This window comes from Cupriavidus sp. 2TAF22 (assembly GCF_052115045.1).
Classification (GTDB): Bacteria; Pseudomonadota; Gammaproteobacteria; order Burkholderiales; family Burkholderiaceae; genus Cupriavidus.
The window spans coordinates 122,526-144,939 of sequence record NZ_JBFRFX010000007.1 but is presented as its reverse complement, the minus strand read 5'-3'; the positions used below and the strand labels follow the sequence as shown (position 1 = coordinate 144,939).

The window sequence follows — 22,414 nt, the reverse complement described above, 5'->3', positions numbered from 1 at the left end:
GCGCCCGCGCGTATGCTCAGTCGTGCCCCGCGCCCAGCATGGCCCGCACCTCGGCGCCGACGCGCGCCACGTCATCGCGGTCCAGGCCAAGTCCCGACGGCAGATTCAGTGCATGCGGCGCGATCCGGTAGCAGGCCAGGTTGGCTGCGCGCGCGGCGGCCGCGCCTGGCGTGGCGGCATAGGCCGCCAGGCTGCTCAGGGGATTGAAGAACGGCCGGCTGTCGATGCCGCACTCCGCCAGCCGGCGGATCGCCGGGACCTTGCCGCCAATGCGCTCCGGCAGCAGCACCGTCACCATCCAGTAGGTATTGCGCACGTCCGGTGCCTCGCTGTTGAGCAGGATCTCCGGGCACCGCGAGAACTCTTCACGGTACCACTCGAAAATCTGCCGCTTGCGCGCCACCAGTTCTTCGATACGCTCGATCTGCGCCAGCCCGAGCGCGGCCTGCATGCTGCTCATCTTGTACTTGTAGCCGACTTCGCGATTCTCGAACATGGTGTCGCCCGGTTGCCGGCCATGATCGCGCAATACCATGACACGGCGATAGACGCTGTCGTCGTCGGTGATCAGCATGCCGCCTTCGCCGGTGGTCAGCGTCTTCGAGCCATGGAAGCTGAAGGTCCCGGTCAGGCCGAGCGTGCCGGCGGCCCGCCCGCGATAGCGCGAACCCGCGGACTCGGCGGCGTCCTCGATGACCGCCACGCCGTGCCGGCTGGCAATGGCGCACAGCGCATCGTAGTCGGGCATGTTGCCGTACAGGTCGACGGGGATCACGGCCTTGGTGCGCGGCGTGATGCAGGCCTCGAACGACGCGGCGCTCAGGCACCAGCTCGACGGGTCGATGTCCGCGAACACGGGCGTCGCGCCTACGTAGCTGACGGGCGCCGCACTGGCGATCCAGGTGCAGTCCGGCACGATGACTTCATCGCCGGGCCCGACGCCCAGCGCCAGCAGCGAGAGATGGATCGCCGAGGTGCACGATGGCAGCGACACCGCATGCCGGACCCCGTGGTAGTCGGCGAAAGCCCGCTCGAACCGGTCGTTGTAGCGATTGGCGTCGGCGTACCAGGCATTGGTGACCGCATCGGTGACATAGGAGATTTCCCTGTCGGTGATCGACGGGCCGGAGACGAATATGCGTTTCATGATGATCGGGGTTCCCAGGGAAGCCGGTTCGACCGCGACAGCAGCCTTTCAGAGAAAGAAGTAGTCCGCCTGTTTCTGGTGCCATTCGGGGATCGCGGCAATCGCGGCGCGCGCCGTGCGCGGATTCATGCCAACGTAGACGCGGCCGATATGCCCCGGCAGTGCCCCCGGCGAGACGATCTCGCGCGCCTGGCAAAGGCGGCCTTGCAGGTGCGCATTCTGGTCCACGAAATACTCCACGCGCTCCATCGAATCCAGGGCCGAGGCGATGAAGTTCCCATAGAAGCCGGCACCGTAGATCGCGCTGGGCGCCGATGCGTGTGCCCGCTCGAAGGCCTTCAGCCTTGTCACGACGCCGTGCCAGTATTGCGCGGTGTCGCGCGCGAAAGCCTCCAGCCCCGCCAGCGCGGCGGCATCCGGTTGCCGGACCGCGCAGGCGGCCCCCGCGCCGAGCCTTGCCGTCACCACGAACGCGGCATCGTGCACGCCGGCATCGACTTCCACGCGGTCGAAGCCCTGCGCGCTCAGCATGTAGTGCAACGATTCGGCCGTGAAGTGGTTCACATGGTCGGCCACGACGAAGTCGGCCACGTTCTCCAGCACGTTCGGCACGATGAAGTAGAAGTGCCCGCCCGGCTTGAGCAAAGCCTTGATATTGGCCAGCGCCTGCCCGAGCCGGGAGATATGCTCCAGCGCATAGAAGGACAGGACCACGTCCATGCTGCCCGCCCAGGCCGGGTCCACCTCGTGGGTGGCCCAGCCAGGCTGGCCCGGGAACCGCGCCCAGTGCGATACATACTTGTCGGTGACATCGAACAGGAACGGCGCGATGCCCTGGTTCCCCTGCACGACCTTCCTCAGGGTCGGCGCCTTGGCGCAGCCGTAGTCGAGCACCCGGCAGCCCGGGAACAGATCGAGCTTCGACTGCAGCACCGCGGCCTGGTGGTCGGCCCGGTAGAGCGGGCGTCCGTCGACCATCTTGTAGAGCTGGTCGTCGTCTTCCGCTGCGAGGTTGATCTCGTACACATTGGCGTAGTAATGCGCAAGGTCCGGCAGCTCGCTGGTCTGCAGATGACCGCAATGCGGGCAGAGATAGACCTGGGTGCGGCCAGGCACCACGGTGTTCATGGTCGTGATCGAACTATCGCCGTCCGACTCGTAGACCGGGGCGGGAAGCGCATTCGCGCAAACGTTGCATTGACAGGCCACTGCTATTCCTCGGCAAAATATTCGGCAAACAGCGCCTCGACCTCGGTCCCCGCGGTGACGGAGGCCTTCCAGCCCAGGCGCGCGCCATAGGGGTCGCGGAAATTGAAGAAGCGCGACTGGACCGACCAGCGCGGCCGGTCCGAAACGTTGTATCCGGACTGGTGGATCACCAGGAAATCCAGCACGATCAGGTCGCCCGGCCGGGTCAGCGGCGCGCAGCGCTCATAGGCGGCAACCACTTTCTCGTCGTCGACCATGCCGATCTTGTAGGCACCCGACTTGGCGGCCCCGACCCCGGTCTTGCTGCACTTGCGGATCCCGTCGCGATGCGAGCCGCGGCATACTTCCACCGGGCCCATCTCCCTGGTCACCGCGCGCAGCGGGCTCCACATCACGATGCCATCGACACTCTGCGGCTGGAAGATGAACTCCTGGTGCCAATGGCTGCGGAACTGCTCTTCCTGCGGACTATCGATGCGAATGCCATAGCTGGCCGTGCCGATGCCCGCCACATCGGTTCCCCGCAGGAACTTGAAAAGGGCCTCGCCCTTCTCGGACGAGATCAGCCGCAGGAACGCCGGGATCTGCTTGACCTGGTCGTAGACCTCGCCGCCGAAGGCGCGGCTCACGCCTGTCAGCTGGGCATAGCCGGCATCGAACTGCTCCGCCGAGAAGGGCTCGCGCACCAGCGCAATGCCGTGCCGGGCCGCCACCAGGCCGATAATGTCGTAGATGGCCCGCTGGATCGGACGGATCTCCCGCTCGATATCGAAGAAGCCGGGTATCACCAGCATGCCGTCGCGCGCAAAGCGCGCGCGCAGCTCATCTGTCGGAACGAAGTCCATTGTCTGCCCCTGTCTCAATCGCTCGCCGCGGCCCCAGGCTTACACGCGCCGCAGGTAGCCATCCGGCGCCACCGTGATCTGGAGCTTGTCTTCGACCTGCCGGTCGATTTCGAACTTCAGCGGTTCGCCGTCGGCGCCCAGGACGGTCTCGCTGCGCAGGCGCTCCAGGTAGGCCCAGACCGCGGTCTTCGGATTGTTGCCCTTGCCCCACGGACGCGCGGGCGAGAGGTGTTCCGGCTGGTCTTCCACCAGGGTATCGAAGACGATGCAATAGCTGCCCTTCGCCGTCAGCGGCGCATAGGCTTCCAGTTCGGCCAGTACGTGGTCGTGCGTATGGTTCGAATCGAGAATGACCAGCACGCGCTCATAGCCGGCCGCACGGCGATGCACCTCGGCGACAATGGCGGGATCGATGCTCGAGCCCTGCAGCATGTCGATCTTGTGGGCCATCGGGTGCTTTTCGATGGCCGCGCGGTTGTGCGCGCGGATATCGATATCGAGGCCCAGCACGCGGCGGCGCGAAGCCCGCGGATCGAAGCTGGTGCCGGCCTCCACCGCATCGCAGTAGTCCAGCATCGCAAGCATCGACGCACTGAGTATCAGGGAGCCACCGTGGGCAATGCCGGCCTCGATCACCAGGTCCGGCCGCACGCTCCAGATCAGTTCCTGCATCGCCGCCATATCCTGCGGATACTGGATGATGGGCCGGCCCAGCCAGGTGAAGTTGTAGGCGTAGTTGCCCACCGCCACGGCGCACATCCAGTCCAGCGACGCACCGCGCAGGCTGGCTTCGCTGCCGAGCCGGCGGATGTTCCCCTGCACCTCCTGCTTGAACTGCTCAATCGGATTCATTTCACTCTCCATTGTCTTTTTCAACCAATACCTTGTCGATGCGCCCGCCGATCTGGGCGCCCATGTACAGGCATTCGGCGTAGTGGCGGGGAAAGCCCGCCCGCTCCATTGCCGCAACCGTCTGTGCGATGTCGTAGTCAACGCGGTGCAAGGCAATCTCGTACCCGTCCAGCACCGCGAATGCCGCGCGCGGATCGCCGTCGCGGGGCTGCCCCACCGATCCGGGGTTGCAGTACGTCTTCTCGCCGAACACCGCCAGCGTCTGCACATGCGTATGGCCCGAGAAGAGATTGCGCGCCTGTGGCGGCACGGTGTGCGCGTCCACGCGGTACAGATACTCGTCGAGCGGATCGTTCCAGCCGCCGTGGACAAAATAGTTCAGTGCTTCCGTATGGATGGACACCGAGCGCGCCAGCCACGCGACCTGCTCCACGCTCACCACGGTGCGCTGGTATGCCATGATCTGCGCCACCGTGCGCGAACGGGGGCAGTCCAGCGCGGCGACCATGTACTGGTCGTGATTGCCCATGACATTGATGGCATCGAGCTGGCGCAGCAGGTCAATGCATTCGCCCGGCTGCGCGTAATAGCCGACCACGTCCCCGAGCGAGATAAAGCGCTGGCAGCCGAGCGCGCGGGCAGCGTCGACCACCGCATGCAGCGCCGGCAGGTTGCCGTGGATATCAGAGAGAATCGCGATCATAGGCAACGAAGTCCTCCGAATATCGCCACGCCCGCCCATGCCTGAGCAGCGGCGCCGATGGCCTGCTGCCCTGCAGGAAGAAATCGAGCGCCATGCCCGCCTCGTTGTAGCCGAACGCGGTCCGCAGCGAAGTGCTGCTGGAGAAGCGCGGATTGATCTCGAGCAGGTAGGGCACGCTGCCCTCCTTGCGGAACTGGTAATTGGTGGGGCCGAGCGGGCGGAAATGCCGGGTCAGGACCTGCGTGGCGGACTCGATGTCGGCGTCGCGCACCGTCTCCACATAGCCCGTGCTGCCGGCCGCCGACAACCTGCGCCTGAAGACGATGGGCGGCACCATGCCGCCGTCGCCGAAGCCGAACAACCCGACCGTGTATTCGGCGTCGTCCGTGCCGACGATGCGCTGGACCATGGCGCTGTCGCCCTGCTTGCGGCGCCAGTAGTCATAGTCCGGTTCGTCATGCAGCCGCACGATGCCACGCGAGCCGTTGCCGTCGCGTGGCTTCATCAACAGGGGCGCCGGGCCCAGCGCACCGACCAGCTCCTCCCAGCTGCCGTCGATGCGGCTGGGAATCGAAGGCAGGCCAAGCGCCTCGATGGCCTGGCCGCAGCGCCACTTGTCCGCACTGAGCCTGACCAGCGCAGCCTGGTTCAGCCCGAGCACCACGCCGAGGCTGTCGAAGAAGGCGCGCTCCCGGTCCATCAGGGACACATCGACCTCGAGCGCCGGCAGGATCAGCTGCGCCCCTTCCCGCTGCACGAGATCGCGCCAGAAATCGAGATAGGCGGGATCGGACTCCTCGCACGGCGGCTTGGCGCGGAAGGCATCGCACAGGTAGCTGCCCATCGATCCGGCGTTGCGGTCGACGCCGACGATGCGCACCGGCCGGCCACAGGCGCGCAGGCTCTTCACCACACCCTGTCCGATGATGGCGCCGACGCCGGTTACGATGACGGTCACGGTCATTGCAGCTGCGCTTCCACCAGCAAGGCCACGCACAGGTCGGGAAACCCGACGCCGACCTTGAGCATGGCCTGCATGTTCGCGCGCATGTCCGGCAGTGTCTTGAGCACGCTCAGCGGCAGCGGCTTCAGGTAGATGCCTTCCTCATGCGTGATGGCGTAGCCATGCTCGTTCAGCACGGCGCGCAGGGTGTCGCGGCAGTACTGGCGCTGGTGCCCGAGAGCGATGTCGTTGGCGTTCAGGCTGTAGATATCGTCGATCAGCCCGAGCTCGAGACCCAGCCGCCGGTTCATCGACTTGGCGTTGGGCACGGCCACATAGACCTTGCCGCCGGGCTTGAGGAAACGGCGATAGCGCGCCAGCAGCAGGCCGGGATCGTCGACGTGCTCGAGGATGAAGCCCATGACGATCACGTCGAAACGCTGTTCGGTCTCGAAGGTCTCGAAGTAATCCAGCACCACCGTGTGGGCCAGCTCCGGATGACGCTTGCCGAACAGCTCGATGACGAGCGGCGAGCCTTCCACGATGACATGCCGGTCGCACCGCTGGTCGAACGCGGACGCGGTGAAGCCGTGGCCCAGGCCGAGTTCGAGCAATGCCTCGCAATGTCCGAACCGCTCGATGATGCGGCCGGGATACCAGTTCAGTACCAGGTCGTTCTCGAGCTCCGTCGCGGAGTTCGGCAGATACTCGGTAGCTACTGCGTCAAGATGGTTCATGACTCTTCAGTCTTGGGGTTCAGTGGGCCGGCGCGCACGCCTGGCGCTGCATCATGTCGCGCCAGGCGATCGTTCCGGAGCAGATCTGGCTCGCCCCGGCGCGGCCGCAGTTGGCGACCAGGTCCAGGCCCGAGACGTAGGGGGTGAAGGCACCGTGGCGCTGCGGGTACGGGTGCATGGCGTAGTCCATGTATTCGACGGTCACCGCATTGCGCTCGAACAGTTCGTGGTCGAGATAGTTGCGCGCGCCGTGGCCGGTGATGTAGCGACCTGCCTCCATCCGCTTGCACACATCCAGCACGCGCTGGCTCTTCTCGCCGGGGATGCCGAGCGCCGACGAGCGGGCGAACGGCTTGCCGCCGGCCACGCCGAAATAGTCCGCGAGCGCCAGCATGGAAGCCTGGGTCAGCTCGGAAAGCGACGTGGTGGGCAAGGCCAGGACTTCGTCCACCAGGGCCAGCATGTCCTGCACGTGCGGCGCATCGCGGTAAGCCTGCCGCAGCAGCTCCCGATGCTGTGCGCGCCAGCCGGTGCCGTCGTCGACCTCCACCGCGTCGATGCGCTGGCCCAGGCGGAGCCCGCGCAACGGCACGGTCATCCAGCGCATGCCCTGCGCCGTCTTGACCTGCACACGGTTGCCGAATCCTCCGCGCGAGAACTGCACGTCGTCGTAGAAGACAAAGGTATCGGCCAGCCGCACCTGCTCGAGCATGCCCACCCACGGGAAGTACATGGGCTGCGATATCACCAGGCGGGTGCCATGGAGGGAATCTGTCATGTCTGGGATCGGGTCCTGCGCCGTCATGCCGCGGCAGGGATATAGCGGATTTCGGGGACCGCGACCGCGAACGTTCCGCCCCATTCGGCGATATAGCCGTGCTGCCGGACCACTTCGTCCGCGATGTTCCAGGGCAGGATCAGGACCACATCCGGACAGTCTTCGCGCAAGTGGTCCGGGTGCATCACCGGTACGTGGCTGCCGGGCAGATGCTTGCCCTGTTTGGACGGCGCGGCATCGCATACGTAGGGCAGCAGGTCTGGCCGGATGCCCGCGTAGTTCAGCAGCGTATTGCCCTTGGCTGCCGCGCCGTAGGCGGCCAGGCGCTTGCCGGCGCGCTTTTGCTCGATCAGGAACACGGTAAGCGCATCCTTGAGCCGGTCGACGCGGTCCTGGAAGCCCTGGTACGTGGCCAGCGCACGCAAGCCGAAGTCCTGCTCCTTGCCCAGCAGCGCGCCAACCGCCGGCTGCTCGGCGCGGCCGTCGTCGGCGTGGCAGGCGTAGACGCGCAGGCTGCCGCCATGGGTGGGGAGTTCGCGTACGTCGATGATGCGCAGCTGCGCGGCGGCGAGGATCTGCCTGACCGTGTGGAGCGAGAGGTAGGAGAAATGCTCGTGATAGACGGTGTCGAACTGGGTCTGCTCGATCAGCCGCAGCAGGTGCGGGAACTCGAGCGTGATGGTGCCGCCGGGCTTGAGCGCCACTTTGAGGCCCCGGGTGAAATCGTTGATGTCCGGAACGTGGGCGAATACATTGTTGGCCGCGATCAGGTCGGCTTGCTTTCCGGCCTCGGCCAGGCGGCGCGCCAGCGCTTCGCCGAAGAACTCGCGCAAGGTGGGCACGCCGATCCGCTCGGCGGCCTGCGCCGTGCCCGCGGTCGGCTCGATGCCCAGGCAGGGAATGCCGGCGGCGACGAAGTTCTTCAGCAGGTAGCCGTCGTTGGACGCCACTTCGATGACATGGCTGTGCGCACCGAGCGCCAGGTCCGCGGTGATCTCGCCGGCATAGCGTGCCGCGTGTTCCAGCCAGGTCTTCGAGGTCGACGAGAAGTAGGCGTAGTCGGCGCGGAACAGCTCGTCCTCGCGGGCATAGTCCTCCGTCTGCACCAGCCAGCAGTGGCTGCAGACGTAGAGCTTGAGCGGGAAATGCACCTCCGGCGCGGCCAGGTCGGCTACCTCCAGGTAGGCATTCGACGGCGGGGCGAAGCCCAGGTCCAGGAAGACATGCTCGAGCGGTGTTGTGCAGTGACGGCAGTTCATGGGTAAATCCCCGGGAATCCGGCATTCAGAAGAGGGTGAGACGCATCGCGCGCGGACACATCGGTGACCGGCAGCGGCCACCTGATGCCCAGCCTCGGATCGTCGTGCCGCACGCCGCCCTCGGCCTGCGGCGTGTAGAGCGCGGTATGCAGATAGAGCAGTTCGCTGTCGGCTTCCAGTGCCTGGAATCCATGCGCGCAGCCTTCCGGAATCGCCACCATGAGCGCGTTCCCGGCACTCAGCTCGAACGCCTGCCACTGCAGGAACGTGGGAGATCCGGCCCGGAGATCGAGCGCGACATCCCAGACCCGCCCCCGCAGGCAGCGCACCAGCTTCATTTCCGCGTGCGCGCCGAGCTGGAAGTGCAGGCCGCGCACCGCGCCTGCCTGGCGCGTGCGGGAATGGTTGATCTGCAGCACCTGGCGCGCGCCGATGACTTCCGCCAGCGCATCCGCGCAGAACATCCGGGCGAAGGCGCCCCGGTGGTCGGCGAACGGCTCGGTCCGCACCAGGCGGACACCCTCGATGTTTGTCGGTTCGGTTTTCATGCGGCGGCCCAGACGAGTCCGGCGCAGGCCGCCTGTTCGACATAGGCGGCAAGCTGCGAACGGGTCGCTGCCGTGCCACGGGCCTGGAACTGGCGGTACCAGGCGGCGGTGGCGCCCAGCGCCTCGTCCAGCTGCCAGACCGGGGTCCAGCCAAGCCGGGCGCGCGCCTTCGACCAATCCAGCGCGAGCAGCCCCGACTCATGGGGCTGCGGCTGGCTTGCCACGCGCCACGCCAGCTCCGGCCAGTGCGCCTTGAGGCGGCCGAGCACGGATTCGACGCAACAGTTACCCTCCGCCGCCGGGCCGAAGTTCCAGGCGGCGGCGCAAGCCGCATCGCCCTCCAGCAAGCGCTGCCCCAGCAGCAGGTAGCCGGACAGGCAATCCAGCACGTGCTGCCAGGGACGGGTGGACCGGGGCGAGCGGATCTCGAGCGGATTGCCCTGCGCCAGCGCACGCACCAGGTCGGGGATCAACCGGTCCGCGGACCAGTCGCCGCCACCGATCACGTTGCCGGCGCGCGCGGTTGCCAGCAGCGTGTCCGTGGCGCCGAGGAAGGACTGGCGATAGCTTGCCGCCAGGAGCTCGGTCGCGGCCTTCGACGCCGCATAGGGATCGTGGCCGCCGAGCGGGTCGTTCTCGCGATAGCCCCACTCCCACTCGCGGTTTGCGTAGACCTTGTCGGTGGTGACGAGGACGACCGCCCGCACGCCCGCGTGGCGGCGGCATGCTTCGAGCACGTTGGCCGTGCCCATCACGTTGGTGGACCAGGTCTCGAGCGGATCGCTGTAGGAGCGCCGCACCAGCGGCTGGGCGGCAAGGTGAAAGACGATCTCCGGACGGCAGGCGGCGAACGCGGAATCCAGCGCCGCCATGTCGCGGATATCGCCGCGGACATCCGCGGCGGAGACTTGCAGCAGGTCCCAGTGGCTATGCCCCGCCTGGGGCGGCAGGGCATAGCAGGTCAGCTCCGCGCCGAGCCCGGTCAGCCACTGCGCCAGCCAGCTGCCCTTGAAGCCGGTGTGGCCCGTCAGCAGAACGCGGCGCCCCTGGTAGAGGTGGCCAAATTGCGCTATTTCCATACTTTCCAGGGCGGATTACCCCGACCCCACAGGTCTTCCAGATAGGTCTTGTCGCGCAGCGTGTCCATCGCCTGCCAGAAGCCCCGGTGCATGTAGGCGGCCAGTGCGCCGTCGGTGGCCATCTGCATCAGCGGCTCGGCCTCCCAGCTCGTGCGGTCGTCCTCGATGCGGTCGATCACCGAAGGGTCGAGCACGAAATAGCCGCCGTTGATCCACGAGCCGTCACCCGCGGGCTTTTCCTGGAAGCTCTCGACCATGTCGCCGTTGAGGTTGAGCGCGCCGTAGCGGCCCGGCGGCTGGATCGCGGTCACCGTCGCCGGCTTGCCGTGGCGGTAGTGGAAGTCGACGAGCGCGCCGATGTCGATATCGGACACGCCATCGCCATAGGTGAAGCAGAAGGGCTCCTTGCCCACATAGTCGCGCACGCGCTTCATGCGCCCGCCGGTCAGCGTGCTTTCGCCGGTATCCACCAGGGTGACGCGCCATGGCTCGACATGGCGCTGGTGCACCTCCATCTGGTTATGCTTCATGTCGAAGGTGACATCCGACATGTGGAGGAAATAGTTGGCGAAGTACTCCTTGATGATGTAGCCCTTGTAGCCCAGGCAGATCACGAAGTCGTTGATCCCGTAGTGGGAGTAGGTCTTCATGATGTGCCACAGGATCGGCTTGCCGCCGATCTCGATCATGGGCTTCGGACGCAGGTGCGACTCCTCCGAGATCCGCGTGCCAAGCCCACCAGCCAGGATCACCGCTTTCATGCCGTGGCGTCCTCGCGCAGGACCTTGACACCGGCGATCTCGGCGATCGACGGCACGGGTTGCCGGTCCAGGTAGGCCAGATCCAGGCCGAACGATTGCTGCAGGAACTGGTCCAGGACGGACTTGTCGCGTCCGCACTCGTCCAGGCGCTGGCTGAGCAGGCGATACAGCGGCAGGGAGAATTTCCTCAGGGCGGCGCTCTCGATCAGCAGGTCGAGTGACCACTCCTTGTTGCCGCTCTCATGCGCCATCTCCGCCAGCGCAAAGGCCACCAGCCAGTGCCGGCTCCATTTGGCCGAGATGTTCTCCAGCAGGCTGTTCAGGTCCAGGTAGTTCCGCTCCTGCAGCAGCGAGACCACCGCCAGGACGATCTCCTCCATCGGGTGCCACTGGCCATCGAAGAAGACCCCCTCCTCCAGGCCCGCGCCGGCCGGCGGCACTTCCCGGTATTGCCCGACCAGCCCGGTCATTTCCGCCTCCAGCCAGCGCGTGAAGGCAGGCGCGTCGAACAGCGGGCTTTGCTCGAACCTCGCCCGCATCGACAGGCGCAGGGCGTTCAGCCCGGCGGGATCGCTCGCCAGGCTGGCGGCAACCTCGACATATTCTTCCTCGGTCCCGCAGCTCAGCCCGTCCAGCCCGATCGCGTGAACGCAGGACGCCGAAATACGCTCGTGGAAGGCCGTGCCGGCCAGCGTGACCACGGGTACGCCCATCCACAAGGCGTCGCAGGTATTCGCGCCGCCCGTCATGGGCGCCGTATCGAGCACGACATCGATCTGGTTGTACAGGCGGTACTGATTCAGGCCCGAGCGCGGCACGCAGATGACGCGCTCGGCGGCGATGCCGGCCGCCTCCATGCGATGCAGCAGCGGATGCCTGACCTCCTCCTTCTCCAGCCCGCTGCACTCCAGCAGCAGCTTGCTGTCCGGGCACCTGGCCAGCACCGCGCTCCACAGGCGAAGCGTGCGTTGGCTGACCTTGGCGAGGTTGATACAGCAGCCAAAGGTGACGAATCCGTTCTTGAGCGCGGGGGTTTCCTGCACTGCCATGTGCTGCTCGTACACCCGCAGCGGCGTCGCCACCAGCGGGTAGTACACGCTGGCGATCACGGGCGCGCGCAGGAGTTGCTCGGTATAGTTGCCCTCGTTGCCTGCGGGATCGCCTATCCAGTCGCTGATGCGGTACTGGACCTGGGCCATGCCCGTGGTGCTCGGATAGCCCATCCAGGTGACCTGGACCGGCGCCAGGCTGTATGCCAGGTAGACCAGCGGGGAATTGGTGGTGTAGCCGCCCAGGTCGAACAGGACATCCATGCCCGCCGCGTCGAGCGTCGACACGATCTCGCTTTCCGACTTGCCCGCCAGGTCGACGAAATGATCCGCATAGAGCCGGATCTTGGTGGTGACGTTGTCCTTGCGCCCGTTCAGGGAGAACACCGACACTTCGAAGCGCTCATGATCCAGGTTGGTCAGGAACGGGATGATGAAGTAGGCGCAAGCATGCGCGTAGAGGTCGTTGGAGATCAGCCCCACGCGGATGCGGCCGGAGGCCGGCGGGCGGCCCTGCCGCTTCCTGCCATGGCGCTTGCGGGCCAGCATGCCTGCGTAGGTCTCCGCCTCGGCGCGCAGGGTCTGCGGCGTGCTCTTCTCGTCGAAGAGCATCGTGAACAGCAGGTTGGGACGGTGCACCGGGGTATCGGGATACAGCTCGGAGATCTTCCCGAGCGCTTCCACGGCTTCCCGTACGTAGCCCATTTCCTTCATGGCGCTGGCATAGGTGGTCAGCGCAAAGATATCCTCCGGCTCCAGTTCCAGCGCCTTGAGCGCGGCGTCGCGGCTGGCGACGTACTGGTGCTGCAGGAAGAGCACCGAGCTGAGCCGGATCCAGCCGATGGCGAGCCGCGGGTCGATTTCGACGCACCGGCGCAGCATGGCGTTGGCCTGGTCATATTCGCCGTCTTCCGCCAGGACACCCCCCTGCAGCGACAGCAGCAACGCCGAGTCAGGGAATTTCTCCAGCCCGGCGCCGACCAGCTCGCGGCCCCGCTGCCAGTTCTGCGCGCCCATATAGGCACTGGCTGCCCAGAAATAGGCGTCCTGGTCAGCCGTGTCCGGGTGCTTCAGGGCCTTGTCCGCATGGCGCTGCGCGTCGCGATAGCGTCCGGCCAAGCAACTGGCGCGGGTCTGGGCAACATGGCTGGCAGCTCTCGAGCCGCCCTTGGAAGCAGTAGGGGAATTGTTCATCGCATCGACTTGAAAATCGCGACCTGCGCACACCTTGGGCACGGCGCATGGCCAGCGGAAACCGGCTAGCAGTAGTCGTCCTGTCCCGACGTTCCCGGCGTCCGTGTCGTGGGTCCCGTCGACTGCGGACCCCACCGGATGGAAACGCCGGCGGCCCTCAGACGGCCATGTTCATCATTTCCTGGTAAGCCGCCGCCAGCCGGTTGCGTACCTGCACCGCGGTCTGGAACGACACATTGGCCTTCTGCATGTCGATCATCACGTCGTTGAGCGCAACGCCGGGCTTGCCCAGTTCGAACGATTCTGCCTGGCCGTAGGCGTGCTCCTGCACGGCGCTCACGCGCGCCAGCGAGCGTTGCAGTTCGCCGGCGAAGCTGCCGGGCGCGGCGGCGGCCGAGGTGGCCGGGCTTTCCGTGCCGGTGGCGCTCTGGGCCAGCCCGCGCAGTTGCTGCAGCATGCCGTCGAGGGAAGAAATGGTAGTCATGGCGATCCGCTTGGAACCCGCCCTGCCCCCTTCGCCGGCCGCAGCCCGCCCGGGGGAAAACCGGTTCCGGAAAGAGTCAAGTCATTGAACATGGCGCGGGCGCTTGCCCCCGCCGCTGCCGGCCGGCCTGCCGGTGCGCCGCGCATGCCACAAACCGCATCCGCACCCGCCCTTTTTGCCAGCCCCCGAAGCCTACCCGCCCCGCCGGACGGGCCATTGCGGGAAATCGGGTGGAAAACGAGGCTTATTCGCAGGATTGTCGATACCCGCCTTGGCCGATGATCTGTACCGTGCCGGAGCTGGGGTGCCGCTGCCTTGCCGCGCCCCGCTCCCGGCCCCGACCTTCATCAACTATCGCGGGGAGTACGCGTGTTTTGTCAGCAGCGTGATCTTAGCCATGCCGCAGCCGGGAATGCCCAGGCTGGCCGGGGTGGACAGGGCAGCCAGAGCGGCGCCCGCCATCCGGCCCAGCCGATCCTGGCCGTGACGGGGGCGCGCGCATGAACGCCGTGACAGCCCTGTCGGGCAAATCCGAGCTGTTCGAGCGCATCAAGACCAATCCGCGCCTGCCCCTCATGCTGGGCGGCGCGGCGCTCGCCGCCGCCATCGCGGTGGGCGTGCTGTGGTCGCGGGCGCCGGACTACAAGGTGCTCTACAGCAATCTGTCCGAGCGCGATGGCGGTTCCGTCATCGCCTCCCTGCAGCAAATGAATGTGCCGTACAAGTTCGCCGAAGGCGGCGGTGCGGTCATGGTGCCTGCCGAAAAGGTCCACGAAACCCGCCTACGACTGGCCTCCCAGGGCTTGCCCAAGAGCGGCACCACCGGCATGGAGCTGATGGACACGCAGAAGTTCGGCATCAGCCAGTTTGCCGAGCAGGTCAACTACCAGCGTGGCCTGGAAGGCGAGCTGGCGCGCTCGATCGAATCGATCGCGGCGGTGCAGACGGCGCGCGTGCACCTGGCCATCCCCAAGCCCACGCTGTTCGTGCGCGAACGCCAGAAGCCGACCGCCTCGGTGGTGCTGCAGCTCTACCCGGGCCGCGCCATCGACGACGGCCAGGTTGCCGCCATCAGCTACCTGGTCTCCTCCAGCGTGCCGGAACTGACCCCCAAGTCCATTTCCATCGTCGACCAGCACGGCAACCTGCTGTCCGGCAACGGCACCAACGAGCGCATGCTCGACGCCAGCCAGATCAAGTACGTGCAGGCGCTGGAGCGCAACTACGCGCAGCGCGTGGAAGCCATCCTGGCGCCGATCGTCGGCCAGGACAATGTGAAGGCCCAGGTCACCGCCGACGTGGACTTCTCCATCGTCGAGCACACCGACGAATCGTTCAAGCCCAACCAGGACCCGACCCACGCGGCTATCCGCAGCCAGCAGTCGAGCGAATCGAACCAGCAAGGCGCGGCGCCCGTCGGCGGCGTGCCTGGCGCGCTGTCCAACCAGCCGCCCGCCCCGGCCACCGCGCCCATCGCCACGGCCCAGCCGCCGCGCCCCGGCCAGCCCAACCAGCCTGGCCAGCAGCCCGGCCAGCAAGGCCAGGCCGCGCAAACGGCGCAGTCCGGCGCCACCACGACCGCCCAGTCCGGCCCGAGCAGCAGCCGCCGCGACAGCACCACCAACTACGAGCTCGACCGCACCGTGCGCCATGTGCAGCAGGCGCCGGGCGGCGTCAAGCGCCTGTCGGTGGCGGTGGTGGTCAACTACCGCCAGAAGGCCGGCGCCAACGGCAAGATGGTGACCGAGGCCCTGCCCGCCACGCAGCTGGCGCAGATCGAGAACCTGACCAAGGAAGCCATGGGCTTCTCGGCAGACCGCGGCGACTCGCTCAACGTGGTCAACAGCCCGTTCACGTCCGACACCGAGATCAAGCCCGAACTGCCGCTGTGGAAGCAGCCTGACATGATCGCACTGGCCAAGACCGCCGCCGGCTACCTGATGCTGGCCCTGCTGGCCCTGTTCGTGTGGTTCAAGATCGCACGCCCGGTGCTGCGCAAGTACACCGCGCCGCCGCTGCCGCCGCCGCAAGACAAGAACGAGGAGCAGGCCGTACTGCTGCCGCCCGAAGAGCCGGCCAATCCGGAAGTCCTGCGGCTCGCCGCCAAATACGAAAGCGATCTCGCCCTGGTGCGCGACGCCGCGCAACGCGACCCGCGCCTGGTTGCCAGTGTGATCAAGAACTGGATGTCTAGCGATGACCGATGAAGGATTGCAGAAGAGCGCCATCCTGATGATGTCGCTCGGTGAAGATGCCGCAGCCGAAGTATTCAAGCACCTCGGTCCGCGCGAAGTACAGAGCCTGGGCCAGGCCATGGCCACGCTCAGCTCTGTCACCCGCGAGCAGATGGCCGAAGTGCTGGCCGAGTTCCGCGGGGAGACCGAGCAGTACCTGGCGCTCAACGTCGATTCGAGCGCGTTCATCCGCAGCGTGCTGAACAAGGCGCTGGGCGAGGAGCGCGCGCTGTCCGTGATCGAGGACATCCTCGAGTCGCGCGACCCGGGCAGTGGCATCGACTCGCTGAACTGGATGGATTCCACTTCGGTGGCCGAGCTGATCCGCGACGAACACCCGCAGATCATCGCCACCATCCTGATCCACCTGGACCGCCAGAAGTCGTCCGAGATCATCGGCATGTTCACCGAGCGCCTGCGCAACGACGTGATCCTGCGTATTGCCACCTTCGGCGGCGTACAGCCGGGTGCGCTGCAGGAGCTCACCGACGTGCTGACCAAGCTGCTGGCAGGCCAGAGCCTCAAGCGCAGCCGCATGGGCGGCGTGCGCACGGCGGCCGAGATCATCAACCTGATGAGCACGGCCCACGAAGAAGCGGTGATCGAGGGCGTGCGCCTGCACGACAGCGACCTCGCGCAGAAGATCATCGACGAGATGTTCCTGTTCGAGAACCTGCTCGAAGTGGACGACCGCGGCATCCAGCGCGTGCTCAAGGAAGTGGCCACCGAATCGCTTATCGTCGCGCTCAAGGGCGCGCCGGCGGAACTGCGCGACAAGTTCATCCGCAACATGTCTACCCGCGCCGGCGAAATGCTGCGCGAAGACCTCGATGCGCTGGGCCCGGTACGGGTCTCGCAGGTCGAGGCCGAGCAGAAGAACATCCTCCAGGTGGTGCGCCGCCTGGCCGAAGCCGGAGAAGTTGTAATCGGTGGTGGCGACGATGCCTACGTCTGAACGTGCCCTTGGCCAGTTCCGCGGCTTTGCCGCGGACCCGGCCTACACGAATACCCGCGGCGACCGGCGTGGCGCCGGCGGCGATGGCGGCGACGGCCGCCGTGCGGGCAGCCGTCCTGCCCCGCGGCAGGACGAGTTCGAGAGCTTTGCCCCGCCGGGCGGCCGCGCCCCGCAGAAGAGCGGCTGGCAGCGCTGGCAGATGGTCTCGCTCGATCCGCGCAAGGCCGAGCCCGAGCCGGCCGAGTTCATGCCGATGGAACCCGCCCCGCCCCCCATCGACTTCGCCGCGCTGGAAGCCATGCGCGACGGCGCGCGCAAGGAAGGCTACGCCCAGGGCTATACCCAGGGCCAGACCCAGGGCTATGGCGACGGACACCGTGAAGGCTATGCCCGCGGGCTGGAAGGCGCGCGCGCCGAGGCTGGCCGCCTGCAGGAGCTGGCCGCCACCTTCAGCCACGCGCTCGGCCGCGTCGACGAGGAAGTGGCGCAGACCCTGATCTCGCTGGCGCTGGATGTGGCGCGCCGGCTCGTGCAACAGACCGTGGTTGCCGACCCCGGCGTGCTGCTGCCGGCGGTGCGCGAACTGCTCGCCGCCGAGCCGGCCTTGTCCGGCTCGCCCTGCCTGCTGCTCAACGCCGAAGACGTGACGCTGGTGGAAACCCACCTGGCGGGCGAGCTCCAAGCCGCCGGCTGGAGCGTGCGCGCCGACCCCGCGGTGGCCCGTGGCGGCTGCGTGGCGAGCGCCGCCAGCGGCGAGCTCGACGCCACGCTGTCCACGCGCTGGAGCCGCGTGGTCAAGGCGCTCGGCCGCGATGATCCGTGGGAGCCGCCCCATGCCTGACAACGCCGCCAAGCCCGATGCCGCGCCCACCGTGCCGGGCCTGCATGGCCAGCGCTGGCGCGATGCGCTGAACACCGCCTCGGCCGGCATTGCCGAGATCGACAGCAAGCGCAGTTGCGGGCGCCTGACGCGCGCGGCCGGCCTGGTGCTGGAAGCCGTCGGCCTGCGCATGCCGGTGGGCAGCGATTGCCTGATCGAGCTGCCCGGGGGCCAGTCGCCCGGCGGCAAGGCGTCCGGTCCGCGCATGGCCGAGGCGGAAGTGGTCGGCTTCGGCGCCGACCGCCTCTACCTGATGCCGCAATCCGACGTGGTGGGCCTGGTGCCCGGCGCGCGCGTGTATCCGCTCGAACCCACGCCGCGCCCCAGCGGCGACGCCACCCCGCGCGAGCCGGGGTCCAAGCGCCTGCCGGTGGGCGAAGGCCTGCTTGGCCGCGTGCTCGACGCTGCCGRCCGACCGCTGGACGGGCTCGGCCCCATCACCGCCGCCACCGAGGTCACCCTGGGCGGCGCGCAGATCAACCCGCTCGAGCGCGCCCCCATCGAGACCGTGCTGGACGTCGGCGTGCGCGCCATCAACGGCATGCTCACGGTGGGCCGCGGCCAGCGCATGGGCCTGTTCGCCGGTTCGGGCGTGGGCAAGAGCGTGCTGCTGGGCATGATGGCGCGCTACACCAGCGCCGAGGTCATCGTGGTCGGCCTGATCGGCGAGCGCGGCCGCGAAGTGAAGGACTTCATCGAGAACATCCTGGGCGAAGACGGCCGCAGGCGCTCGGTGGTGGTGGCGGCCCCGGCCGATACCTCGCCGCTGCTGCGCATGCAGGGCGCCGCCTATGCCACGCGCCTGGCCGAGTATTTCCGTGACCAGGGCCGCCACGTGCTGCTGATCATGGACTCGCTCACGCGCTACGCCATGGCCCAGCGCGAGATCGCCCTGGCCATCGGCGAGCCGCCCGCCACCAAGGGCTATCCGCCCTCGGTGTTCGCCAAGCTGCCCACGCTGGTGGAGCGCACCGGCAACGGCCCCGATGGCGGCGGCTCCATCACCGCCTTCTACACCGTGCTGACCGAAGGCGACGACCAGCAGGATCCCATTGCCGATTCCGCGCGCGCGATTCTCGACGGCCATATCGTGCTGTCGCGCAGCCTGGCGGAATCGGGCCACTATCCGGCCATCGACGTGGAAGCGTCGATCAGCCGGGCCATGACCGCGCTGATCGAGCCGTCGCAGTTCGGCTCGGTGCGGCGCTTCAAGCAGTTGATGTCGCGCTACCAGCGCAATCGCGACCTGATCAGCGTGGGTGCCTATGTGCCGGGCAACGACCCGGAACTGGACCTGGCCATCCACCTGCATCCGCAGATGGAAGCCTTCCTCCAGCAGGACATCCACGAGCGCGCCGGCTATGACGCCTCGATCGGCCAGTTGCATAGTCTCTTCGAACGGAGTCAACATGGCTAAGCCATCTGCATTGAATACCTTGGCCGACCTGGCCCAGAACGATACGGATGCCGCCGCGCGCGAGCTGGGCCGGCTGCAGGGCCTGCGCAACCAGGCCGAGCAGCAGCTGGCCGCGCTCACCCAGTACCGGCAGGAATACCGCGAGCGCATGCAGGCCATCGCGCAGGACGGCATGACCTCCACGCGCTGGCAGGACTTCGCGCAGTTCCTGGCATCCCTCGACACCGCCATCCGCCAGCAGACCGAATCGCTGGCGCGCGCGGAGGCCCAGCTGCTGGCCGGGCGCGCCAACTGGCAGCAGCAAAAGCGTCGCCAGAACTCCTTCGACACCCTGATCACCCGCGCCCAGACGCGCGAGCAGCAAGCCATCTCGCGCCGCGAGCAGCGCGACACCGACGAATACGCCGCGCGCGCCGCCCGCCTGCAAGTCGCGGGCCGCCACCGCTAAGCCGCCAGAACGCACCGACCATGATCGATATCAGCCAGATTGTCAGCAACGCCGCCAGCAGCGCGGCCGCCTCGCGCAGCAGCAGCGGCACGGACGCCTCGTCGCAGGGATTCGGCGACGCGCTGGCGCGCGCCCGCGACGACAGCCGCAACAACAGCGCCAGCAACGCCGGCAAGGCCGACAACGGCAGCAAGGCCGGCAGCAACGGCAACGCGACGGCGCAAGACAGCGCAACGCAGAACAACGCGGCCGCCGGCAACGGTACGCAAGGCACGCAAGGAAACAGCGTTGCCGCCAAGCCGGCACGCCCGCAAGGCAAGGATGGCGACAAGGACAGCGACAAGGATGCCGACAAGGACAGCGAACAGGGCGACGCACTTGCCGTGAACCCGGCAGCGCAGGCCGCCGCCGCCGCGCTGGCGCTGCTGCTGCCGGCGCAACCGGCCCAGCCCGCGCTGCAGCCGGCAAGCGGCAGCGCCTTGTCCGGCGCGGCTGCCGCCGCCCTCGGCAGCCAGTCCGGCATGCCGGACCTGAAGGATCCGGCGCTCGCAGCCGCCGCGTCCGCCACCGGCGCGACCGGCCCGGCGGCGCCAGCCGCCTCGACCGCGGCCGATACGCTCGCCACCATCGCCTCGCAGCGCGCCGCGCTGCAGGCCGTGCCGCAGAACGCGGCCGGCGCCCAGGCCACCGACAAGCCGGCCACCACCACCGCGGCCGACGCCGGCAAGGCCGGCCCCGACCTGGCAAACAGCCTCAAGGTAGCCATGTCCGGCCAGCAAGGCAGCAACGGCGGCCAGTCCACCGGCCAGCAGGGCACCGGCGGCGAGCCTTACAAGGCGCTGGTGCAAGCTGGCGACGCCAAGGATGCCAGGGCGCTGCCGCCCACCAGCCCTTCCGCCACCGCGACCGCAACCACTGCCACCACCACCGGTGCAGCCCAGTTCGCCGCGGCCATGCGCGCCGCCGAGCCGTCCGGCACCGACGCGGCCCCGTCCGGCAACGCTGCCACGGCGGCGATGGCCGCCAGCACCATGGCCGCCGGTCCGGCGCCAACCAGCAGCGGCCTGTCGCCGGCCACCTCGTTGCCGGTCGCCCCGCCGGTGGGCGACGGCCAGTGGCCGCAGGCGCTCAGCCAGCAAATGGTGCGCCTGTCGACACAAGGCAACCACACCGCCGAGCTGCAGCTCAATCCGCCCGATCTCGGCCCGCTGAAGGTCGTGCTCAACGTGGTCAACGACCAGGCACAGGCGCAGTTCGTCTCCCCGCACGCCGCCGTGCGCGCGGCGGTGGAAGCGGCCCTGCCGCACCTGCGTACCGCCATGGCCGACAGCGGCATCCAGCTTGGCCAGGCGTCGGTCGGCGCCGACAGCTTTGCCGGCCAGCCCGGCAATGGCCAGCCGCAGCAACAGCGCCAGTCGGGCGGCCAGCAAGCCAGCTTTGGCGCGCTGGCGGGCAACACGGCCGCCCCGGCCGGCGCAGGCAGCACCGTGGCAGCCCCCGCGCGTACGCTTGCCCGCGGCGAAGTCGATACGTTCGCCTGACCCCGGGCGCGCACGGCTGGCAAACGCGCTGCCGCGCTTGCCAGCCGGTGGCAACGCCGGCAACGTCGGCGACGGCCGGCTGCAATCGCGCATACCATGTCGTTTGAGAACAGGCTCGCCGCACAGGCGTCCATCGCCTGCTTCCCGCAACGTCATGACCTTCGACCTTTTCGACTCCCTCCCGCAGGAAGACCCGCCCCACGCCGAGCCGCTCGCGCCCGGCGCGACGATCCTGCGCGGCTTTGCCCGCGCGCATGAGCAGACCCTGCTCGGCGCCGTGCGGGACATCGCCGCGCAGGCGCCGTGGCGCCACCTGATCACCCCGGGCGGCCTGCGCATGTCGGTGGCCATGACCAATTGCGGTCAGCTCGGCTGGGTATCCGACGTCACCGGCTACCGCTATGAGCCGGCGGATCCGCTCAGCGGCAAGCCGTGGCCACCCATGCCCGAAGCCCTCCTCTGGCTCGCACGCGCGGCGGCCGACGATGCGGGCTATGCCGATTTCAGGCCGGATGCCTGCCTGCTCAACCGCTATGCCCCCGGCACGCGGCTTTCACTGCACCAGGACCGCGACGAACTCGACCTGCGCGCGCCGATCGTCTCGGTTTCGCTCGGCCTGCCGGCGATCTTCCTGTTCGGCGGCGCGCTGCGCACCCAGCGTCCGCAGCGCGTGCGCCTGGCCCATGGCGACGTGGTGGTATGGGGCGGACCGTCACGGCTGGCATTCCACGGCATCGCACCGCTGGCCGACGGCGATCACGCGCTGACCGGACACGAGCGCATCAACCTGACCTTCCGCAAGACGCGCTAGGCTGCGCAGCCGCATCGGCCGCGCCATGCGGGCCACTCAGCCGCGATCCACCCAGTTGACCTTGGGAAACTTGCGCGCGAACGATTCCGGCATCGGCATCACTTCCTTGCGCTCGTAGCTGAAGAAGACAAAGCCGGACTTGGCCATGGCGACCAGGGCACCGTCCCGCGGCCGCGTGATGCGGAAGGTGATATCGCCGCCGTAGCGGTTGAAGTCCATCACGCCCACTTCGAACAGCAGCTGGTCGCGCGCATGGGCTTCGTTGCGGTAAGTGGTGGCGAGGTCGGTGACGATGATGCCGACCTGGTCGGCCTCGGCGTCGTCGCCGGTGCGCAGGTCGAACAGAAAGCGCGCCCTTGCCTCGGAGATCATCGAGATCATCGAATCGTTGCCGAGGTGGTTGGCCGAGTTGATGTCGGTCACGCGCACCGTGAGGTGGGTGGAGTAGTAGTACTGGTCTTCGGGGAAGTCGAGCTTGAGACGGGCCATGATGCGATGGGAGCGGTAAGGCGGAAGACGGAAGGCGGAAGACGGAAGACG

At 67.8% G+C, this 22,414-nt stretch carries 22 protein-coding genes; 7 read left to right on the top strand and 15 right to left on the bottom strand.

Translation table 11 applies throughout. From position 1 onward, the window contains the following. Positions 1-16 precede the first annotated feature (16 nt). The 14 genes from AB4Z48_RS10965 to fliE form a co-directional block, all read right to left on the bottom strand. Positions 17-1,147, bottom strand: a complete 1,131-nt coding sequence (locus tag AB4Z48_RS10965; RefSeq protein ID WP_441613953.1) for a DegT/DnrJ/EryC1/StrS family aminotransferase — start codon at positions 1,145-1,147, stop codon at positions 17-19. A gap of 48 nt (positions 1,148-1,195) precedes the next feature. Next, on the bottom strand, positions 1,196-2,275 hold the full coding sequence (locus AB4Z48_RS10960; RefSeq protein WP_441613952.1) for a class I SAM-dependent methyltransferase: 1,080 nt from the start codon (positions 2,273-2,275) through the stop codon (positions 1,196-1,198). Positions 2,276-2,358: 83 nt separating this feature from the next. Further along, on the bottom strand, positions 2,359-3,201 hold the full coding sequence (locus AB4Z48_RS10955; RefSeq protein ID WP_441613951.1) for a phytanoyl-CoA dioxygenase family protein: 843 nt from the start codon (positions 3,199-3,201) through the stop codon (positions 2,359-2,361). A gap of 39 nt (positions 3,202-3,240) precedes the next feature. Next, positions 3,241-4,053: a cephalosporin hydroxylase family protein gene (locus AB4Z48_RS10950; RefSeq protein WP_441613950.1), complete on the bottom strand. Its 813-nt coding sequence runs from the start codon at positions 4,051-4,053 to the stop codon at positions 3,241-3,243. A gap of 1 nt (position 4,054) precedes the next feature. Continuing rightward, positions 4,055-4,756: a metallophosphoesterase family protein gene (locus tag AB4Z48_RS10945; protein ID WP_441613949.1), complete on the bottom strand. Its 702-nt coding sequence runs from the start codon at positions 4,754-4,756 to the stop codon at positions 4,055-4,057. Continuing rightward, entirely contained in the window at positions 4,737-5,720 is a 984-nt protein-coding gene (locus AB4Z48_RS10940; RefSeq protein ID WP_441613948.1) for an ATP-grasp domain-containing protein, read from the bottom strand. Before AB4Z48_RS10940 ends, AB4Z48_RS10945 begins: the two co-directional genes overlap by 20 nt. After that, on the bottom strand, positions 5,717-6,436 hold the full coding sequence (locus AB4Z48_RS10935; protein WP_441613947.1) for a class I SAM-dependent methyltransferase: 720 nt from the start codon (positions 6,434-6,436) through the stop codon (positions 5,717-5,719). Before AB4Z48_RS10935 ends, AB4Z48_RS10940 begins: the two co-directional genes overlap by 4 nt. Before the next feature lie 19 nt (positions 6,437-6,455). Then, positions 6,456-7,214, bottom strand: coding sequence for a WbqC family protein (locus AB4Z48_RS10930; protein ID WP_441613946.1), 759 nt, complete (start codon positions 7,212-7,214; stop codon positions 6,456-6,458). 23 nt (positions 7,215-7,237) lie between these two features. Then, positions 7,238-8,473 (bottom strand): methyltransferase domain-containing protein, encoded by a 1,236-nt coding sequence (locus AB4Z48_RS10925; protein WP_441613945.1) that lies wholly within the window; start codon positions 8,471-8,473, stop codon positions 7,238-7,240. Continuing rightward, a complete protein-coding gene (locus AB4Z48_RS10920) occupies positions 8,470-9,021 on the bottom strand; it encodes a dTDP-4-dehydrorhamnose 3,5-epimerase family protein (RefSeq protein ID WP_441613944.1) in 552 nt (183 codons plus the stop codon). Before AB4Z48_RS10920 ends, AB4Z48_RS10925 begins: the two co-directional genes overlap by 4 nt. Beyond that, positions 9,018-10,100, bottom strand: a complete 1,083-nt coding sequence (rfbG, locus tag AB4Z48_RS10915) for a CDP-glucose 4,6-dehydratase (protein WP_441613943.1) — start codon at positions 10,098-10,100, stop codon at positions 9,018-9,020. The genes AB4Z48_RS10920 and rfbG overlap by 4 nt, the downstream gene beginning before the upstream one ends. Continuing rightward, the gene (gene rfbF / locus AB4Z48_RS10910; protein ID WP_441613942.1) at positions 10,091-10,861 is read right to left on the bottom strand and encodes a glucose-1-phosphate cytidylyltransferase; all 771 of its coding nucleotides are present in this window, start codon (positions 10,859-10,861) and stop codon (positions 10,091-10,093) included. Before rfbF ends, rfbG begins: the two co-directional genes overlap by 10 nt. Continuing rightward, positions 10,858-13,104: an O-linked N-acetylglucosamine transferase, SPINDLY family protein gene (locus tag AB4Z48_RS10905; RefSeq protein ID WP_441613941.1), complete on the bottom strand. Its 2,247-nt coding sequence runs from the start codon at positions 13,102-13,104 to the stop codon at positions 10,858-10,860. The genes rfbF and AB4Z48_RS10905 overlap by 4 nt, the downstream gene beginning before the upstream one ends. Positions 13,105-13,261: 157 nt before the next feature. Beyond that, entirely contained in the window at positions 13,262-13,588 is a 327-nt protein-coding gene (fliE, locus tag AB4Z48_RS10900; protein ID WP_441613940.1) for a flagellar hook-basal body complex protein FliE, read from the bottom strand. 500 nt (positions 13,589-14,088) lie between these two features. On the opposite strand from fliE, the gene fliF reads away from it, so the two are divergent. The 7 genes from fliF to alkB all read left to right on the top strand — a co-directional run bounded on the left by fliF (position 14,089) and on the right by alkB (position 21,874). Beyond that, a complete protein-coding gene (gene fliF, locus AB4Z48_RS10895; protein WP_441613939.1) occupies positions 14,089-15,795 on the top strand; it encodes a flagellar basal-body MS-ring/collar protein FliF in 1,707 nt (568 codons plus the stop codon). Then, complete coding sequence (gene fliG, locus AB4Z48_RS10890) at positions 15,785-16,777, top strand: flagellar motor switch protein FliG (RefSeq protein ID WP_441613938.1); 993 nt, start codon at positions 15,785-15,787, stop codon at positions 16,775-16,777. Before fliF ends, fliG begins: the two co-directional genes overlap by 11 nt. After that, positions 16,764-17,618: a flagellar assembly protein FliH gene (fliH, locus tag AB4Z48_RS10885; protein WP_441613937.1), complete on the top strand. Its 855-nt coding sequence runs from the start codon at positions 16,764-16,766 to the stop codon at positions 17,616-17,618. The genes fliG and fliH overlap by 14 nt, the downstream gene beginning before the upstream one ends. Beyond that, positions 17,611-19,074: a flagellar protein export ATPase FliI gene (fliI, locus tag AB4Z48_RS10880; protein ID WP_441613936.1), complete on the top strand. Its 1,464-nt coding sequence runs from the start codon at positions 17,611-17,613 to the stop codon at positions 19,072-19,074. The genes fliH and fliI overlap by 8 nt, the downstream gene beginning before the upstream one ends. Beyond that, positions 19,067-19,522, top strand: coding sequence for a flagellar export protein FliJ (gene fliJ, locus AB4Z48_RS10875; protein ID WP_441613935.1), 456 nt, complete (start codon positions 19,067-19,069; stop codon positions 19,520-19,522). The genes fliI and fliJ overlap by 8 nt, the downstream gene beginning before the upstream one ends. 20 nt (positions 19,523-19,542) lie before the next feature. Next, positions 19,543-21,063 (top strand): flagellar hook-length control protein FliK, encoded by a 1,521-nt coding sequence (locus AB4Z48_RS10870; RefSeq protein WP_441613934.1) that lies wholly within the window; start codon positions 19,543-19,545, stop codon positions 21,061-21,063. Between the two features lie 154 nt (positions 21,064-21,217). Continuing rightward, entirely contained in the window at positions 21,218-21,874 is a 657-nt protein-coding gene (gene alkB / locus AB4Z48_RS10865; protein WP_441613933.1) for a DNA oxidative demethylase AlkB, read from the top strand. A gap of 36 nt (positions 21,875-21,910) precedes the next feature. Here alkB and AB4Z48_RS10860 read toward each other — a convergent pair whose 3' ends face one another. After that, a complete protein-coding gene (locus tag AB4Z48_RS10860; protein WP_441613932.1) occupies positions 21,911-22,363 on the bottom strand; it encodes a thioesterase family protein in 453 nt (150 codons plus the stop codon). Between the last annotated feature and the right edge of the window lie 51 nt (positions 22,364-22,414).

What these genes read in the sequence shown, in the direction of transcription:
- AB4Z48_RS10945 (WP_441613949.1), bottom strand. Translation starts at nt 4,756, where the DNA reads ATGATCGCGATTCTCTCTGATATCCACGGCAACCTGCCGGCGCTGCAT.
- AB4Z48_RS10860 (WP_441613932.1), bottom strand. Translation starts at nt 22,363, where the DNA reads ATGGCCCGTCTCAAGCTCGACTTCCCCGAAGACCAGTACTACTACTCC.
- AB4Z48_RS10905 (WP_441613941.1), bottom strand. Translation starts at nt 13,104, where the DNA reads ATGAACAATTCCCCTACTGCTTCCAAGGGCGGCTCGAGAGCTGCCAGC.
- alkB (WP_441613933.1), top strand. Translation starts at nt 21,218, where the DNA reads ATGACCTTCGACCTTTTCGACTCCCTCCCGCAGGAAGACCCGCCCCAC.
- fliF (WP_441613939.1), top strand. Translation starts at nt 14,089, where the DNA reads ATGAACGCCGTGACAGCCCTGTCGGGCAAATCCGAGCTGTTCGAGCGC.
- fliH (WP_441613937.1), top strand. Translation starts at nt 16,764, where the DNA reads ATGCCTACGTCTGAACGTGCCCTTGGCCAGTTCCGCGGCTTTGCCGCG.
- AB4Z48_RS10870 (WP_441613934.1), top strand. Translation starts at nt 19,543, where the DNA reads ATGATCGATATCAGCCAGATTGTCAGCAACGCCGCCAGCAGCGCGGCC.
- AB4Z48_RS10965 (WP_441613953.1), bottom strand. Translation starts at nt 1,147, where the DNA reads ATGAAACGCATATTCGTCTCCGGCCCGTCGATCACCGACAGGGAAATC.
- AB4Z48_RS10955 (WP_441613951.1), bottom strand. Translation starts at nt 3,201, where the DNA reads ATGGACTTCGTTCCGACAGATGAGCTGCGCGCGCGCTTTGCGCGCGAC.
- fliJ (WP_441613935.1), top strand. Translation starts at nt 19,067, where the DNA reads ATGGCTAAGCCATCTGCATTGAATACCTTGGCCGACCTGGCCCAGAAC.
- rfbG (WP_441613943.1), bottom strand. Translation starts at nt 10,100, where the DNA reads ATGGAAATAGCGCAATTTGGCCACCTCTACCAGGGGCGCCGCGTTCTG.
- AB4Z48_RS10960 (WP_441613952.1), bottom strand. Translation starts at nt 2,275, where the DNA reads ATGAACACCGTGGTGCCTGGCCGCACCCAGGTCTATCTCTGCCCGCAT.
- fliG (WP_441613938.1), top strand. Translation starts at nt 15,785, where the DNA reads ATGACCGATGAAGGATTGCAGAAGAGCGCCATCCTGATGATGTCGCTC.
- AB4Z48_RS10950 (WP_441613950.1), bottom strand. Translation starts at nt 4,053, where the DNA reads ATGAATCCGATTGAGCAGTTCAAGCAGGAGGTGCAGGGGAACATCCGC.
- fliE (WP_441613940.1), bottom strand. Translation starts at nt 13,588, where the DNA reads ATGACTACCATTTCTTCCCTCGACGGCATGCTGCAGCAACTGCGCGGG.
- rfbF (WP_441613942.1), bottom strand. Translation starts at nt 10,861, where the DNA reads ATGAAAGCGGTGATCCTGGCTGGTGGGCTTGGCACGCGGATCTCGGAG.
- AB4Z48_RS10935 (WP_441613947.1), bottom strand. Translation starts at nt 6,436, where the DNA reads ATGAACCATCTTGACGCAGTAGCTACCGAGTATCTGCCGAACTCCGCG.
- AB4Z48_RS10925 (WP_441613945.1), bottom strand. Translation starts at nt 8,473, where the DNA reads ATGAACTGCCGTCACTGCACAACACCGCTCGAGCATGTCTTCCTGGAC.
- AB4Z48_RS10940 (WP_441613948.1), bottom strand. Translation starts at nt 5,720, where the DNA reads ATGACCGTGACCGTCATCGTAACCGGCGTCGGCGCCATCATCGGACAG.
- AB4Z48_RS10920 (WP_441613944.1), bottom strand. Translation starts at nt 9,021, where the DNA reads ATGAAAACCGAACCGACAAACATCGAGGGTGTCCGCCTGGTGCGGACC.
- AB4Z48_RS10930 (WP_441613946.1), bottom strand. Translation starts at nt 7,214, where the DNA reads ATGACAGATTCCCTCCATGGCACCCGCCTGGTGATATCGCAGCCCATG.